Raw genomic sequence first — 14,766 nt, forward strand, 5'->3', positions numbered from 1 at the left:
GGCCGTGGGTGTAGTCGATTCCACAACATGCGCATCCACGGCCAGGCCTTCAACCCGACGCCCTCGACGCAGCACCGTCCGCTCGGCCGTCTCGTCGCTCGGCAGCGGGAGCGATCGGACGGTTGACGGCTCGACCCAATTCCTTCACAACTATCCATCCCCTCCGACCTGGACCAGCAAGCGTCCGGCGGAAGGGAGGAAGGACCACCACATCATGACCACCACCACGAAGCCCTCCATAGCGGAGGTGAAGAGCTCCAGCGAAGCGCCGTTCCGACAGCAGTGGGACGCCTGCCTGGCGGATCCGCCCTGGCCCAAGCAAGGCGGCGAGAAGCACTACGACACGATGTCACTCGCCGAGATCCAGGCGATGATGCCGGCCATCCAAGCGCTCATGAAGCCGGACTCCTGGATGTTCATGTGGACCACCGTCGGCCTGGAAGAGATCTCCAAGCAGATCCTGGGCAGCTGGGGCTACCGCTACGAGAACCGCATCATCTGGTGCAAACCCAACCGCTTCGGCTTCGGCGATCCCCGCATCGGGATCCGCCGCTCGACTGAAGTGCTGCTTGTCGGTACCCGCGGTAACGTCCGCAGCCACTTCCGCTCCCAGCAGGACTGGTTCGCCTCGCCGGCCGGACTCCATTCCGAGAAGCCGCTGGAGCAGTGGGCGATTTTACGCCGGATCGTCGGGCCGGACGCCCGCGTCCTGGAGCTGTTCTCGCGTCAGCGGTTCCCCGACACTCGCCACGGCTTCTGGGGCAACGAACTCGAGACCTGCGACGTCTCGCTCCTGCCGTGGGGCTACCCCGTCCCAGCGGACTTCACCACGCCCGATCCGGGCCCCACCACCGAGACCTCCACCCCGAAGGAGTGACCCATGTTCAACGACCCCAAGCACGAGGACAAGGAACCGGTACCGATCATGAAGCGCTTCCTCCACGGCTGCCTGCTCGCCCTCGCCGGCGTCGTCGTGCTCTGGCTCGCGCTGCAGCTGCTCGCCAAGTTCTGGGGCTGGCTGCTGCTACTCGCCGCCGTCGCCGGGCTCATCTACGCCGCCTCCTGGTTCGTCCGGTGGCGGCGAGATCGGCGGTGGTGACCATGAGCACGTTCACCTCTGTGGGCACGTTGTGGAATGGACAACGGGTATTGACAGAACGCATCGAGCCGTTCATAGTCGCCCGTCCCCTCCGCGATCACAAGCGCTTTCACGGCGCATCGGCGGGAGCACATCAACAACTGAATAGAGAGGAGGTACCCCTGTGAGCACCCCACCGAATCGGGCAGGCCGACGCCGGTATCGCAAGAGTCGCGACCGCCGCGTCTGGGTCTTCTCCGAGCTCAACCACGACCTCCGTCCCGAGCAGATCGCGAAGATCCTCGTCAGCGGCGGTCTGGAGCAGGCACGGCGCGAAGCCGAAGCCCGCATCGAAGAAGAAGCCCGCCTCGCAACCGAAGCCCGCGACGCCTCGACGGGCGAGGAGGACGGCGATGAATGAACCGTTCGTGTTCACTCGCCTGCATCTTCCCCGTCCGATCTCCCCGGGCACGGCCAGCGCACTCCTGGGCCGCCTGGCGGGAACCGACGTGGCGCGCCCGCTCTCGTTCGAGGTACGGGCAAGCGACGGCGGCATCCAGCACATCCTCGGCTGCGCCACCACGAGCGCCCACTATCTGAAGCACCTGCTGAAGGGGCACGTGCCTGGCATCGTCTTCGACGCGGCAGCCCGCGCACCGCTGGTGTCCGCCGGACGAGTCGAAGCTCGCCAATATGGCCTGCCGACAGGTACCCCGGATCCCGAGCAGCTGACCGCCGGGATCTACAACGCCCTGGCCGCACGAAAGGACGGCGAGACCCTCGTCCTCCAGGTCGTGCTGGGACGGGCGTTCGCACCACAACTCGTTCGTGCGGACGCACCAGACCCGCTCCAGCCGATCGGGTCACGGATCTGGCACGGCGTCAAGAAGGCCGCACCGGACACGAGACGGAGGCTCCAGGAGCACGCCGCCGAGGTGCGGCGCCAGGTCGTCGTCCGTATCGGCGTCGCTGGGCCGGATGCAGGGCGCCGCGCGCTGCTGGCCCGCAGACTGTTCGGCAGCTTGCAAGGCCTTCAGGCGATCGGGGTCACGCTGAATCTGGTGCGCGAAGCGCCCACCAACCTTCACTTCGCCAGCCCCGTCCGGGCACGCCTGGAACTGACCGCCTCAGAGCTCGCGCTGCTTCTCGGGTGGCCGCTCGGCGAGCACGACCTCCCCGGCGTCGACCCGCTCCACCCGAGGTGCCTGCCGGTGCCGAAGGGCGTGTCGAACACGGAGAGCGTCTTCGCTACGGCGAGTGGGCCGGGGCCGGAGCGACTGATCGGGTTCGCACCCGACCAGCGCCTCCAGCACTCGGTCGCGCTCGGACCCACCGGATCCGGTAAGAGTGTGCTGCTGGAGCACCTCATCCTCAGCGACATCGCTGCTGGACGCGCCTGCGTCGTCGTCGAGCCAAAGAAGCAACTCATTGACTCGATCCTCGACCGGGTGCCCGCCTCCGACGCGGACAAGATCGTCGTGCTGAACGCAGCGGACGAGTTCCCGGTCGGGTTCAACCCGCTGGAGCTCGGCGCCGACGACGACCCCTACGTCGTCGCGGACAACCTCCTTGCAGCCTTCGCCGCCCTCTTCCAAGACGGCTGGGGGCCACGGACCGAGTATCTCATCCAAGGCGCGCTCGTGACCCTGCTACTTGCCGGGCAGCGGCGCGGAATCCCGTACACGATCCCGGACCTGCCGCTCCTCCTCACGGATGCACCGCTGCGGCTGGAAGCCGTCAAGTACGTCACCGACGATCCGGCCCTCGCGGTGTTCTGGAGCGAGTTCGAAGACATGCCGGTGCGTCAACGCGTCAACCAGATCGCCGCACCGCTCAACAAGCTCCGCAAGATCGTGATGCGAAAGAACCTCGTCGCCATGCTCGGACAGCCGTCGCCCCGCTTCCGTCTCCGCGATGTCTTCCGCGAAGGCAAGACCGTCCTGGTGCCGCTCAACGAAGCACTCCTTGGTAAGGGCGCCGCCAACTTCCTCGGCAGCCTCGTGCTAGCCGAACTCTGGACCGCCACGCTCAAGAGAGCCTCCGAGAACGAGCCATGGAAGCGGCCCGGGATGATCTTCGTCGACGAGGTGCAGAACTATCTCCACCTCCCGACCGACATCGGGGACGCAATGGCCACCAGCCGCTCCTACGGGGTCGCGTGGCACGTGGCGCACCAGTATCGAGCCCAACTCCCTCCGGCGATGCGGGAAGGCTTCGACACCAACGCCCGCTCGAAGTTCGTCTTTGCCCTGGAGCAAAAAGACGCCGCGGACCTCGCCAAGCGCGCGCCGGGCCTCACCACCGAGGACTTCCAAGGTCTCGGCAAGTACGAGATCTACGGACGCCTGGTGGTGGGAGGCGCGCCCACCGACTGGTTCTCCGCCCGCACGCTGCCACCCACGCCGATCGTCGGCGCAGGCGAACAGATCCGCGCCACCAGCCGCAGCATGTACGGCCTGCAGCCCAAGCCCGCCCCCGCTGCGCCCGCCGACGTGGCGGTCGATGCGCCAGTCGCCGCACCCGCCGCAGCAGGACCGAAACGTCCTCGAGGGCAGAAGGCGAGGCGATCATGAGTCTCGGAACGACTCCCGGCTACCTCTGGAGAGGAACGTCCGGTCGCCCGTCCGCTCGGCCGTCCACTCGCCTCCGGCAACGTGCCTCGCACCCCGCCCCATTCAGGCCCGTACGGCCCCTTTCGGGCGGGGACTCACCCTGCTTTGCAGGGATGTTTCCACTGCCGTCCCGCATCCGGAGGCGGCCATGACCGATGCTCCGCACGCCTGGAAGCCCAGCCGCATCCGTGAGCTCGAGCAGCACCTCACAGAGCGCGACGTCGCCCTTCTTCACAACCTCGAGCGGTTCCGGCTGCTTCGTAGTAGCCAACTGCAGCGTCTCCACTTCGGAGTCACCCCACTTGGCAAGCACGCGACCGAGCTCGCGGCCGTCCGGGCCACCAACCGCGTACTCGCCCGACTCGATCGTCTCAGCGTCATCGACCGAGTCGGGCGGCGGATCGGTGGACCACACCACGGGTCGAGTGCCACCATCTGGCAACTCGCACCTGCCGGTGAACGGTTCCTGCGCGCCCTGCGCGGCGACCCGGACCGCCGCAAGTTCGGCACACCCGGAGCGGTATTCATCTCACACACCCTCGCCGTCGCCGACGCCGCGATCACCGTCCTGGAGCACGCCCGCTCCGGCCGATATGAGGTACTGGAGCTCGAGACCGAGCCGGACTGCTGGCGCAGATTCCAAGCAGGAGGCTCCGCCCTGGCGCTGAAGCCGGACCTTCTCATGGTCACTGCCGACATCCAGACCGAGACGCATACGTTCGTCGAGGTCGACCTCGGCACCGAGCACCTGCCCGCCATCCGCCGAAAGTGCGACCTCTACCAGCGCGCCTACCGCGATGGCAGCGAGGAGCGCACCCGTGGCCTCTTTCCGGCCGTTGTCTGGATCGTCCCGGACGACAAGCGCGCCGCGTCGCTACGCGCCGGCATCGCCGCCGACAAGTCTCTCGACCCCGACCTGTTCACGGTCGTCACCACCCACGAGACGCTCCGCACCCTGGCTCCCTACGAGCCGACCACCACCAACCACTTCCCTCGAAAGGAGGACCCCACACCATGACTTCATCAACACAACTCGCCCTGGACATCGACAAGATCGTCCCAGCCAGCCTCGACCAAGCGGAGACCGCGCTGCGGATCCTCGAGGACTGGGCAGACGGCGACAGCACCGACATTGACGAGGGCATCGCCCGGCTCCTCGCCGCCACCATGCACGCAGGCCCCGACACGGCCCTGCACCAGTTCGCGAGCACCGGCGAGCTCATCGCCAATCAGGCACTCGCCGAACTCGGCGACGTCGAAGTACCACTGGAACGCGAAGCCTGGGTCGACGCCCTCGGTCGCTACATCATCAGCGGAGGACGACGATCATGAGCGAACACGAACCGCACATGACCCCAGAAGCTCGCCCCGCACCGCAACACGAGACGCCCGACTGGCGACGCCTCGAGAGCGCCATGCACCGCTTCGCGCAGCTCGTCATCGACGGGATCGCCGAAGCACAGGCTGCGGGGCGAGAGGTCGATGAGTCCACCGCTCGTTGCATCGCCCACGTGCTCGGCCGCGCCTATGGACGCGAGAGCGCGCTGGCGGGGTTCGGCCGCGCTGGCGAAGGATCGTACCTGTCGCTTCGCGACGAGTACCTCGACCTCTACCGAGACGAACGCGCTGGCGTGGTCGTCAAGGAGATGATCGACTGGCTGGGCACTTACCTCGTCCAGCAAGAAGGCACGGGATCCGGCCGTCGCTTCATGAACGAGCACCTGCCGCCCAAGCTCGACCATCTTCTCATCCGCACCAGCGTGCCCGTGGCGGGTCAACGCTTCACCGTGCACATCCCCGCCAGCTGGCACAGCGGCCACGAGGACGAACTCATCGAGCTCCTCACGACACTTCAGCTCCCCGAAGACGAAGCCCTGCAAGCATTCCTGTCGCTGCCCGACGTCAGCGTCGGGACAGACGACATCATGGAGAGCTTCCACGAAGCCTTTGCCGGAACCTACCCGAACGAAGAAGTCGCATTGCGAGCGCTCAGCCCGCTCGAGGACTGGGAGAGCAGCCTTGCGGACTGGTGCATCGACAACGGCGTCGAACCCGAAGCCCTCGCCTGGAACTACGAACCGCTCATGGAGCGGCTCCGCGGCATCTACGACGTCGTCGAAGGAAAGGACGCGCTCCATGTCTTCATCAAGTAGCGGCCCGCCACCTCAGATTCGCGGACCAGCCGAGTTCGCCCACGGCAGACAGCGGCCGTTGCCGATTCCGCAACAGAAAAAGCCAGGTAATACGGTAAAATTAGAGGGTAAACGGAGCACACCCCGCATGTCGCGATTCAAGACTACGGGCCCGCGCCCCGGCCCGAGATACTCGGGGGCGCACACTCCACCACATCTCTCTCGAAAGCTCGCCGCCGCCGCGGTCGCAGCCCTCACCCACACGGAAGGAGGGCAGCGATGAGCATGCCCGAACTCGACACCACCTCCGCGTTCCTGACCGCCCCGCCACCACTGCGGAGCGCCAAGATCGAGATGACCGAGGACGAGGTCGTCGCAAGCGTTACCAGCAATAGCCCGCTGGTACCGTCCGACCTCCCGAAGGGCACGCGCGCCGTGCTCTACCTCCGCGTCTCAAGCAAGGGCCAGGTCGACACCGACTACGATCCCGAGGGCATCTCACTTCCGGCGCAGCGCATCTCCTGCACCCGCAAAGCAGAACAACTCGGGTTGACCGTCATCGGTGAGTACGTCGAACCCGGACGCAGTGCGACCGAGATGACCAAGCGCGTCGCCTTCCAGCAGATGCTGGAGCGCGTCTCACGCCAACACGACGTCGACGCGATCATCGTCCACGACCTCAGCCGATTCGCCCGCAACCGCATTGACGACGCCATCGTCATGGCAGACCTGCGCAAGCGCGGCGTGACCCTGATCTCCGCCACTGAGTCCATCGATGCGACCCCTGTCGGGCAGCTCATGCACGGGCTCTTGGCTGCGTTCAACGAGTACCGCAGCGCGAAAGACGGCGCCGAGGTGTCCTACAAGATGGGGCAGAAGGCGATGAGCGGCGGCACCCTCGGACGTGCGCCGCTCGGCTACCTCAATGTCACCGACAACACCGAGGGTCGCAAGATCAACACGATCGCGATCGACGAAGAGCGTGCGCCGTTCGTGAAGCTCGCCTTCGACCTCTACGCCCGCGGCCAGATGACGTTTCAGGACATTGCCGATGAACTCACTGACCGGGGGCTCCTGACGAGGGCGACCGCCCGCTGGCCAGCCGGCCCCGTCTCGGACTCCAAGATCCACCAGATGCTCCGGGACCGCTACTACCTGGGCGAGGTGCGCTACAAGGGCGAGTACTACGAGGGTCGCCACGAAGCGCTCATCGACGTCAAGCTCTTCGACCGCGTGCAGGAGGTGCTCGATACGCGCGGCTACTCAAGTGAGCGCCGACGCAAGCACGACCATTACCTCAAGGGCACGATCTGGTGCGGACGGTGCCGACTCGAAGCCGACACCAACCGCCGCATGATTCTCATGCACGTGAACAGCAAGACGAAGGCGACGTACTCGTACTTCTTCTGCCGCGGCGTGCAGGACCATACCTGCGACGCTCCCTACTCGAACATGGACCGCATCGAGGAAGCCGTCGAACGGCACTACAAGACCATCTCGCTCCGACCGGAGTTCGTTCAGGCCGTCCGCATTCTGATGGAAGCCGCCGTCGACGACCAGATCGGCGCGCAGAAGATGCTGCAAGAGCAGGCGAAGGCCCAGCTGCAACGGCTCGCGACCCAGGAAGACAACCTCATCGACCTCGCGGCAGACGGCGGCATCGACACCTCTCGCGTCCGTAGCAAGCTGCGCGACATCGCTCGGCAGCGCAAGGAACTCGAAGCCGAACTCGCCTCCGTCACGGACGACATCGCGCCCGGCATGGCGTACATCGACGCTCATCTGGAGTTGCTGGCGCAGCCGTACGAGTTGTACCGCTACGCAAGCGACCAGACGAGGCGCATGCTCAATCAAGCGATCTTCAAGCACGTCTACGTCGTGAACGAAGAAGTGGTTGGCGACGAGCTCAACACTCCGATGCGCGAACTACTTGCCTCTCAGCGAGGCTGGAGCGTCTTCGAGGAAGCCGGCGATGACGTTTTCGCACGACAACTCGCCACCACCGAAGCGCAGCGCCACGCAGGCGCGGGTGAAACAGAGCAGGCCACCGTTTCCGGCGGCCTGCTCGATGATTTCATTTCGGCCCTGCTGACCGACCGTGCGGAAACGGTTGGCATTTGCAGTAAGCCATCTATGGTGCGCCCGAAGGGACTCGAACCCCTAACCTTCTGATCCGTAGTCAGATGCTCTATCCATTGAGCTACGGGCGCAGGGCCTCCGCGCGAAACGGCGCGCAGGCCGTGGTCAAGCATAGCCGGGACCTTCGGAGACGTCTAATCGGCCCCGAACAGCGTGCATCCCGGGCGTGGCGCGCCGGTGTCCGCGCGGTGTCGGGTCGGGGTCGTACGCTGGCGGGATGAGCGCATACACCTCCGCGTTCGAGCTGTTCTCCATCGGGATCGGACCCTCGAGCTCCCACACCGTCGGCCCCATGAAGGCCGCTTTCGAATTCGCCGCACGACTGCGGGGCGACGGCGCCCTGACCCGGGTGGCATCCGTCTCGTGCGCCCTCTACGGCTCGCTCGGCGCCACCGGCATCGGCCACGGCACCCCCGACGCCGTCGTGGCCGGGCTGCAGGGCCTCGAGCCCGAGACGGTCGACCCCGCCGCCGTCCGGCGCGCCTGGTCGGACTGGCCCGAGGGGCGGAGCCTCCTGCTCGCCGGCGCGCACGAGATCGCCTTCGCCAAGACCGACATCTCGCTCGAGCCGCGCACGCGCCTTCCCGGTCATCCCAACGCGATGACGCTCATCGCGCGCGACGCGCAGGGCCTGGTCCTGGCAGAAGAGACCTTCTATTCGATCGGCGGCGGGTTCATCCGACGAGAGGGCGAACCCGCCCGCGTCGCGACGGCACCGCTTCCCCTCGCCTTCGCCGACGCCGCGACCCTCATCGAGTTGTGCGACGAACGCGGCATCACCATCGCCGAGGCCGCCCGTCTCAACGAAGAGGCCTTCCGCTCCGACGACGAGATCGCGGCGGGGCTGGATCGGATCTGGGATGCCATGGCCGCCTGCGTCGAAGCGGGGTTGCACAACGACGGGGTGCTGCCCGGCATCCTCAAGGTCAAGCGGCGGGCATCGGTCATCCGCGGGCAGCTCGAGGCGATCGAAGCCGAGGGGCACCGCGAGCTGCCGGGGGAGTGGCTCGGGGCTTTCGCCCTGGCCGTCAACGAAGAGAACGCCGCGGGCGGTCGGGTGGTGACGGCGCCGACCAACGGGGCCGCGGGCATCCTTCCCGCGGTGGCGATGTACTGGTGGCGGTTCCTGGCGGATTCGGGTCTCGGGGTCGGCAACGCCGTCACCCCGCACGGCGAGCTCGTCGGCAGTGCGCTGCTCGGATACGACGGCCACGCCGTGACGCGGACCGAGGTGGCGCACTGGGACGACGAGGACGTCGCCGACGCCAACCGGCGTCGCGGCATCCGTCGCTTCCTGTTGACCGCGACGGCGCTGGGGTCGCTCTTCAAGGCCAACGCATCGATCTCGGGCGCCGAGGGCGGCTGCCAGGCCGAGGTCGGTTCGGCCTGCGCGATGGCGGCGGGCGGGCTGACGGCCGTCATGGGCGGCACCAACCGGCAGATCGAGAACGCGGCCGAGATCGCCATGGAGCACCACCTGGGGCTCACGTGCGATCCCGTCGGGGGTCTCGTGCAGATCCCGTGCATCGAGCGCAACGCGATCGCGGCGTCGACGGCGGTCACGGCGGCCCGCCTGGCCCTGCGCGGAGACGGCAGCCATTACGTCTCGCTCGACGCGGTGGTCGAGACGATGCGTCAGACCGGCATCGACATGTCGACGAAGTACAAAGAGACCAGCGAGGGCGGCCTCGCCGTCAACGTCATCGAGTGCTGAGCACCGTCCCCGTGGGTGGGCAGCCCGCGGGCACGGTCAGGGGCGGCCGCGCAGTTTGGCCGTGAGGGCCTGCAGCTGAGCGAGCTCGTCGTTGTCGAGGCGGGCCATGCGCTGGGCGATCGATCGACCGTGGGCGGCCGCGAGGCGGCGGAAGACGACGGCCCCGTCCTCGGTGGCGGTCACGAGCGAGCCGCGACCGTCCTCGGGGTCGGCGCACTTGGTCAGCAACCCCCGCGTGACCATCCGCTCGACCAGTCGCGAAACGCTCGGTTGACTGATCAGCATGTTGCCCGTGACGTCGCGCAGGCGCGCGGTCATGCCCGGGGCGCGCGTGACCGTGAGCAGCACGTCGTACTCGGCCTGCGTGAGCTCCGTCCCGTCGAAGTCCGAACGGATGTCCTCGAACACCTCGTGCTGCGCGCGGAAGAGGTTCTCCCAGGCTTGCACGGCGAGGCGTCGATCGGTCATCCCTAAACCTTAGAGCTCATGGGGGCGGGCGAGCCCCGCGCGCGGGTATCACACGCGGGTAGCGCGTCGCGTCACCTATCGGTCACCCGGCCGGCCGTCGGCGTTCACGTGCGTCTCCGATGAGATTCCTATGGTCGGAGCATCCCCCCAGACGCCCAGGCCAGCGACGCGGGTTCGGGCGTCGCCTCGACCATCGCACGGCTGGACGGTCGAGAGATCACCCTGCCGTTCACGACCTCGTCGCTGACCCTGGCTGCCGGCGATCACGCGTTCGAGGTCGTGGCGACGGACGCGGTGGGCAACTCCACGACGTGGACGGCGACCTTCGAGACGTACGCGGAGCAGCCGGGTGCGGGTCTGCTCTCGCCGGCCGAGGGTGCGGAGGTCGCCGCCGGCGACGTGACGCTGCAGGCCAAGGTCGAGGACCCGCAGGGCGACGCGCTCGACGTGGCGTTCCTCGAGGGGCGCCGCCTCGACCTCGCCGACGGCGAGGTCGCGGTGCGGTCCGGAACGGTCGCGGATGCCGCCGCCGTCGAGCGGACCGAAGCCCGCACGCTGTCGCGGGAGCAGGTCGAGGGCCTCGCCGCCGTCGACGGTTCGACCGCCGACGTCTCGAGTTCCGAGGCGTTCCCCTACCAGTTGTTCGAGGTGGCGGTGGATGACGCCGACGCCGGCGCCGATGTGCGATCGACCTGGTCGGGGCGGGCGAACGCCGGTGCAACGGTCGTGCTGTCGGTCCAGCGTCCCGATGGATCGGGGTGGGACGAGGTGGCTCGCCACGTGGCCGCCGCCGACGACGAGGCCTTCACCCTCGAGGGTGTGGTCTCGGTCGACGACCACCGCGTCGACGGGGTCGTGCGCATGCTCGTGCAGCACTCCGAGGGCTTCGCGGCGCCGGATCGCAGCAGGCGTGACAGCGCGGTCGAACCCCGCAACGCCGGCGATGTGCCGCGCTCGGAGTACGACTTCACCCTCGGGTGGGAGTCGGACACCCAGTACTACAACGAGAACGAGATGGCGGGTGAGCCCTATAAACACCAGGAGGCGATCCACTCGTACTTCCTGGACCGTCGTGACGAGCTCAACCTGCAGTACGTATTCCACACGGGCGACATCGTCGACGACTACGACGTCATCCCCCAATGGGACCGTGCCGCCGTGCAGTACGACCGACTCGACCGAGCGGGCCTTCCCTACGGTGTGCTGGCCGGCAACCACGACGTGGGTCACGACGTCGGCGACTACACGAACTACGGCACCTACTTCGGCGAGAATCGCTTCGCGGACAACCCCTGGTACGGCGGAAGCTACGAGAACAACCGCGGCCACTACGACCTCGTCTCGGCCGGCGGCATCGACTTCCTCATGCTGTACACCGGGTGGCTGCCCGACGACGCGTCCATCGCCTGGATGAACGACGTGCTGAAGCGCTACCCCGATCGCGTCGCGATCGTCGCCCAGCACGAATTCATCCTCACCACGGGTGGGCTCGGAGCCATCCCGCAGCGCGTGCTCGACGAGGTCGTGGCGACCAACCCGAACGTGCGGATGGTGATGTCGGGTCACTACCACGACGCCTTCTTGCGCACCGACGCGTTCGATGACGACGGTGACGGCGTCGACGACCGCACCGTGTACTCGATGCTGTTCGACTACCAGGGACTGCCCGAGGGCGGTCTGGGGTATCTGCGACTGCTGCACTTCGACAACGAGGGCGAACGCATGATGGTGCGCACCTACTCGCCGTCGCTCGATCGCTACAACTCGGACGAGCCCAGCCTTCTCGGGCCGGCCGACGACCCGTACGCGCAGCAGGAGTTCGAGCTGACGTACGACCAGCTGGGGATCGAGCCGCGCGAGCGGACGCTGGGCGCCGAGGCGTTCTCGGCCGAGGTCCTGGGAACGACCGAGATCGCGACGTTCTCGGACGTTCCCAGCGGCACGATCCTGTCGGCCACCTGGTCGGTGCCTGACGAGGGCGAGCACGGCTGGTACGTGCGCTCGACCGACCCCTACGGTGCGGTGGACCGCTCGCGGGTCGCGCTGTTCACGGTTGGTGCGGCGTCGGTCGAGCCGGGGGAACCGGGTCCGGGTGATCCCGGAACCGGGCTTCCGGGGTCAGGTCAGCCGGGGTCTGGGCTCCCGGGTTCGGGTCAGCCGGGGGCGGGTCTTCCGGGCTCGGGTGGTGCGGGGGCGTCCTCGAGCGGGTCCGCCGACGCGCTCGGGGGGTCCGAGGACCGTTCCGGTCGCACCCCGCTCGCCGTGACGGGACGGGATGCCGCCGCCCTCCTGCCGTGGGCTCTCGGGGCCGGTCTGCTGCTCGCCGTCGGTGCGGGACTCGCGATCGCGAGGCGGCGCGCTCGCCGCGGGTGACAGGTGCGGACGGGGTCCGCGTCGCGTTGAGGCGTCGGGCCCCGTCGCCCGCCCGCTCGGCCGGATCGCGTGGGCCGGCGGGGCGGTGGCATCCCGCTTGCCGCGGGTGACGAAAGAGTAAGGGCCGGTCGGAGAGGCTTCCGACCGGCCCTTGTCCCTGCACCAAGAGTGTCCTGCAATCACATGTCGGTAGCTGCCACAGCAAAACAACTACCGTGCGAGCACTCTATAACGGTGAGGTAACGGAGGGGAAGAGGTCGTCGTTATATTTCCGTGATGAATTTTCGGATGGTCGACTCGGCGGCATCCGGGGTGCATCAGCGTCCGCGCACGTGGTTCCACTGCGTGATGACCTCGGAACCGTGCTCGAAGCCCAGTTCGCTCACCGCCGACGTGCCGAGGACGAAGTAGCGCCCCCCGTCGGCGGTCAGCCCCAGCCAGGTGCCGGCCAGGGCGCGCAGGAAGTGGGAGTGCGAGAACAGGAGGATCTGCTCGCCGGCGCGCACGCGCGGGCGCAGTTCGTCCAGCAATGAGGCGGCGCGGGCCGTGACCTCGGCGATCGACTCCCCGGGGGTGGCGCCGGCCGGGGCGCCCGCCTGCCAGATCGTCCAGGGGTGCCCGACCTGCTCGATGATCTCAGGAGTCGTCTTGCCCTCGTAGGCGCCGTAGTCCCACTCCACCAGGCGCGGCTCGGGTTGCGCCCGAGGGTAGCCGGCGCGCGCGGCGGTCTCAACGGCCCGTTGCAGCGGGCTCGTCAGAACGAGGTCGTAGCGTCGGGTCGCGAGCAGCGTTCCCGCCAGCTCGGCCTTGTAGGCCCCGGTCTCGGTCAGCGGGATGTCCGTGAGGCCGGTGTGGCGACCGGTGCGGCTCCACTCGGTCTCTCCGTGCCGCACCAGCACGATGCGGCCGTCGGGTTCGGTCAGGTCTGCGTCCTTCACGGTTTCATCCTCGCGTGTCGTCGGGGTGTCAGCATCCGGGGCTGCCTGATTCGGGCTGTTCGGTTGCGTCGCCGGGGCGGGGCGGGGTGGTCGGTCGGTGATGGGGATGTTCGCGGACGGACGAAGGGCCGGTCGGGAGATTCCCGACCGGCCCTTTCCTGCACCAGAGTGTCCTGCAATCACATGTCGGTAGCTGCCACAGCAAAACAACTACCGTGACCACACTCTATAACGGTGAGGTAACGGAGCGGAAGAGGGTCACGGCACGCTTTCGTGATTCATAGGTCGGGCGGCTCGCGGGCCGAGCGGTCCGGGTTCCCGCCCCTCCTTCACAGGGCGCTCGAGCGCTGATCTCTGCACAGGAAAGGCCGTCTGACCGGGGCAATGTCGGAGGTCGGAGCTAGCATGCAGACATGTCACCCGAGACTCCTCCGCTTGCCGCTTCCGACGGGTCCCGCACTCGTCAGGCGCTGATCGCCGACGCGCTCGCGGCGGACGCGGCGTTCGCGGCGGCCGAAGCGTGGCGCACCCGCGCCTACGCGGCGCTCGGGCAGTACGGTCTCGACGCGGCGGCGGGCGACCGCCCGACGAAGCGCGCATCCGACATGGCGCTGCGCGAGATCGCGTCCGAACTCGCGGCGGCGCAGCGACTGTCCAATCGCACGGTGCAGGCCCACATCGGCCGCGCGATGCAGATCGTGGACGATCTGCCGGTCACTCTCGCGGCGTGGGGCTCGGGAGCGCTCACCCGGGCTCACGTGCGGGCCATCGCCGACGTCGTGTCGACGCTGCCCGAAGAGCGGAGCGCCGAGTTCGACGCGATCGCCGCGTCTCTCGGGCCGCAGCTCAGCCCCGGGCGCCTGCGCGCCAGGCTGGCGGCGGTCGCCGAGAAGCTGCAGCCGACCACTCTCTCCGAACGGCACCGGCGGGGCCGCGAGACCCGCTGCGTGCGCATCGTGACGGGCGTCGACGGCATGTCCGACCTCATCGCCACCCTGCCCACGGTGCTCGCGGTGGGCATCTACGACCGTCTGACGCAGCAGAGTCGGTCCTTGATCGACGCGAGGGAGCAGGGGGCGGGCGCCGTTTTGTGCGGGTCCGGCGGCGGGTCCGGCGGCGGTGTCGGCGCGGTGGGCGCGGACGGGGCGGATTCGACGGCCGAGGGGATTCCCGGCGACGACGAACGCACCACCGACCAGATCCGCGCCGACATCCTCACGGATCTTCTCCTGACGACGGCGCCATCCCTCGACCCGACCCGCGCCGACGACGGGGCGGGTGGCCTGGGTGCGATCCGGGCGCGGGTGCAGGT

At 68.0% G+C, this 14,766-nt stretch carries 13 protein-coding genes, 1 tRNA gene and 1 pseudogene; 11 read left to right on the plus strand and 4 right to left on the minus strand.

Annotation, left to right across the window (positions count from 1 at the left end; translation table 11 throughout):
• The first annotated feature begins 214 nt into the window (after positions 1-214).
• The 8 genes and pseudogenes from DBR36_RS00980 to DBR36_RS18785 form a co-directional block, all read left to right on the plus strand.
• Positions 215-877, plus strand: a complete 663-nt coding sequence (locus DBR36_RS00980) for an MT-A70 family methyltransferase (RefSeq protein ID WP_108317174.1) — start codon at positions 215-217, stop codon at positions 875-877.
• 3 nt (positions 878-880) lie between these two features.
• Positions 881-1,099, plus strand: a complete 219-nt coding sequence (locus DBR36_RS00985; RefSeq protein WP_108317175.1) for a hypothetical protein — start codon at positions 881-883, stop codon at positions 1,097-1,099.
• A gap of 163 nt (positions 1,100-1,262) precedes the next feature.
• Entirely contained in the window at positions 1,263-1,499 is a 237-nt protein-coding gene (locus tag DBR36_RS00990; RefSeq protein ID WP_108317176.1) for a hypothetical protein, read from the plus strand.
• A complete protein-coding gene (locus tag DBR36_RS00995) occupies positions 1,492-3,651 on the plus strand; it encodes a type IV secretory system conjugative DNA transfer family protein (RefSeq protein WP_108317177.1) in 2,160 nt (719 codons plus the stop codon). Before DBR36_RS00990 ends, DBR36_RS00995 begins: the two co-directional genes overlap by 8 nt.
• Positions 3,652-3,838: 187 nt before the next feature.
• Complete coding sequence (locus tag DBR36_RS01000) at positions 3,839-4,708, plus strand: replication-relaxation family protein (RefSeq protein ID WP_181373431.1); 870 nt, start codon at positions 3,839-3,841, stop codon at positions 4,706-4,708.
• Positions 4,705-5,022 (plus strand): hypothetical protein, encoded by a 318-nt coding sequence (locus DBR36_RS01005; protein ID WP_108317179.1) that lies wholly within the window; start codon positions 4,705-4,707, stop codon positions 5,020-5,022. The genes DBR36_RS01000 and DBR36_RS01005 overlap by 4 nt, the downstream gene beginning before the upstream one ends.
• Before the next feature lie 83 nt (positions 5,023-5,105).
• Complete coding sequence (locus DBR36_RS01010; protein ID WP_108317180.1) at positions 5,106-5,843, plus strand: hypothetical protein; 738 nt, start codon at positions 5,106-5,108, stop codon at positions 5,841-5,843.
• Positions 5,844-6,176: 333 nt separating this feature from the next.
• Positions 6,177-7,019, plus strand: a pseudogene (locus DBR36_RS18785) (recombinase family protein); the annotation flags it as partial.
• Between the two features lie 66 nt (positions 7,020-7,085).
• Here DBR36_RS18785 and DBR36_RS18200 read toward each other — a convergent pair.
• On the minus strand, positions 7,086-7,691 hold the full coding sequence (locus DBR36_RS18200) for a hypothetical protein (protein ID WP_258222497.1): 606 nt from the start codon (positions 7,689-7,691) through the stop codon (positions 7,086-7,088).
• A gap of 265 nt (positions 7,692-7,956) precedes the next feature.
• Positions 7,957-8,032, minus strand: a tRNA-Arg gene (locus DBR36_RS01025).
• A 146-nt stretch (positions 8,033-8,178) separates the two neighbouring features.
• On the opposite strand from DBR36_RS01025, the gene DBR36_RS01030 reads away from it, so the two are divergent.
• Complete coding sequence (locus DBR36_RS01030; protein WP_108317181.1) at positions 8,179-9,675, plus strand: L-serine ammonia-lyase, iron-sulfur-dependent, subunit alpha; 1,497 nt, start codon at positions 8,179-8,181, stop codon at positions 9,673-9,675.
• A 36-nt stretch (positions 9,676-9,711) separates the two neighbouring features.
• Here DBR36_RS01030 and DBR36_RS01035 read toward each other — a convergent pair whose 3' ends face one another.
• Complete coding sequence (locus DBR36_RS01035) at positions 9,712-10,143, minus strand: MarR family winged helix-turn-helix transcriptional regulator (RefSeq protein WP_108317182.1); 432 nt, start codon at positions 10,141-10,143, stop codon at positions 9,712-9,714.
• A gap of 279 nt (positions 10,144-10,422) precedes the next feature.
• Here DBR36_RS01035 and DBR36_RS01040 point away from each other — a divergent pair, with 279 nt between their 5' ends.
• Positions 10,423-12,516: a metallophosphoesterase gene (locus tag DBR36_RS01040; protein WP_108317183.1), complete on the plus strand. Its 2,094-nt coding sequence runs from the start codon at positions 10,423-10,425 to the stop codon at positions 12,514-12,516.
• A 317-nt stretch (positions 12,517-12,833) separates the two neighbouring features.
• Here the strand turns inward: DBR36_RS01040 and DBR36_RS01045 are convergent, their stop codons facing one another.
• Complete coding sequence (locus DBR36_RS01045; protein WP_108317184.1) at positions 12,834-13,454, minus strand: histidine phosphatase family protein; 621 nt, start codon at positions 13,452-13,454, stop codon at positions 12,834-12,836.
• 413 nt (positions 13,455-13,867) lie between these two features.
• On the opposite strand from DBR36_RS01045, the gene DBR36_RS01050 reads away from it, so the two are divergent.
• Positions 13,868-14,766: 13E12 repeat family protein (locus DBR36_RS01050; RefSeq protein WP_258222498.1), on the plus strand; the 899-nt coding region annotated here is incomplete at its 3' end.

The organism is Microbacterium sp. HMWF026 (assembly GCF_003061325.1).
In the GTDB taxonomy this organism is placed as follows: domain Bacteria; phylum Actinomycetota; class Actinomycetes; order Actinomycetales; family Microbacteriaceae; genus Microbacterium; species Microbacterium testaceum_E.

Coding starts and splice junctions, on each gene's coding strand:
- DBR36_RS00985 (WP_108317175.1), top strand. CDS start 881: ATGTTCAACGACCCCAAGCACGAGGACAAGGAACCGGTACCGATCATG.
- DBR36_RS01010 (WP_108317180.1), top strand. CDS start 5,106: ATGCACCGCTTCGCGCAGCTCGTCATCGACGGGATCGCCGAAGCACAG.
- DBR36_RS01030 (WP_108317181.1), top strand. CDS start 8,179: ATGAGCGCATACACCTCCGCGTTCGAGCTGTTCTCCATCGGGATCGGA.
- DBR36_RS01035 (WP_108317182.1), bottom strand. CDS start 10,143: ATGACCGATCGACGCCTCGCCGTGCAAGCCTGGGAGAACCTCTTCCGC.
- DBR36_RS01005 (WP_108317179.1), top strand. CDS start 4,705: ATGACTTCATCAACACAACTCGCCCTGGACATCGACAAGATCGTCCCA.
- DBR36_RS00995 (WP_108317177.1), top strand. CDS start 1,492: ATGAATGAACCGTTCGTGTTCACTCGCCTGCATCTTCCCCGTCCGATC.
- DBR36_RS00980 (WP_108317174.1), top strand. CDS start 215: ATGACCACCACCACGAAGCCCTCCATAGCGGAGGTGAAGAGCTCCAGC.
- DBR36_RS01000 (WP_181373431.1), top strand. CDS start 3,839: ATGACCGATGCTCCGCACGCCTGGAAGCCCAGCCGCATCCGTGAGCTC.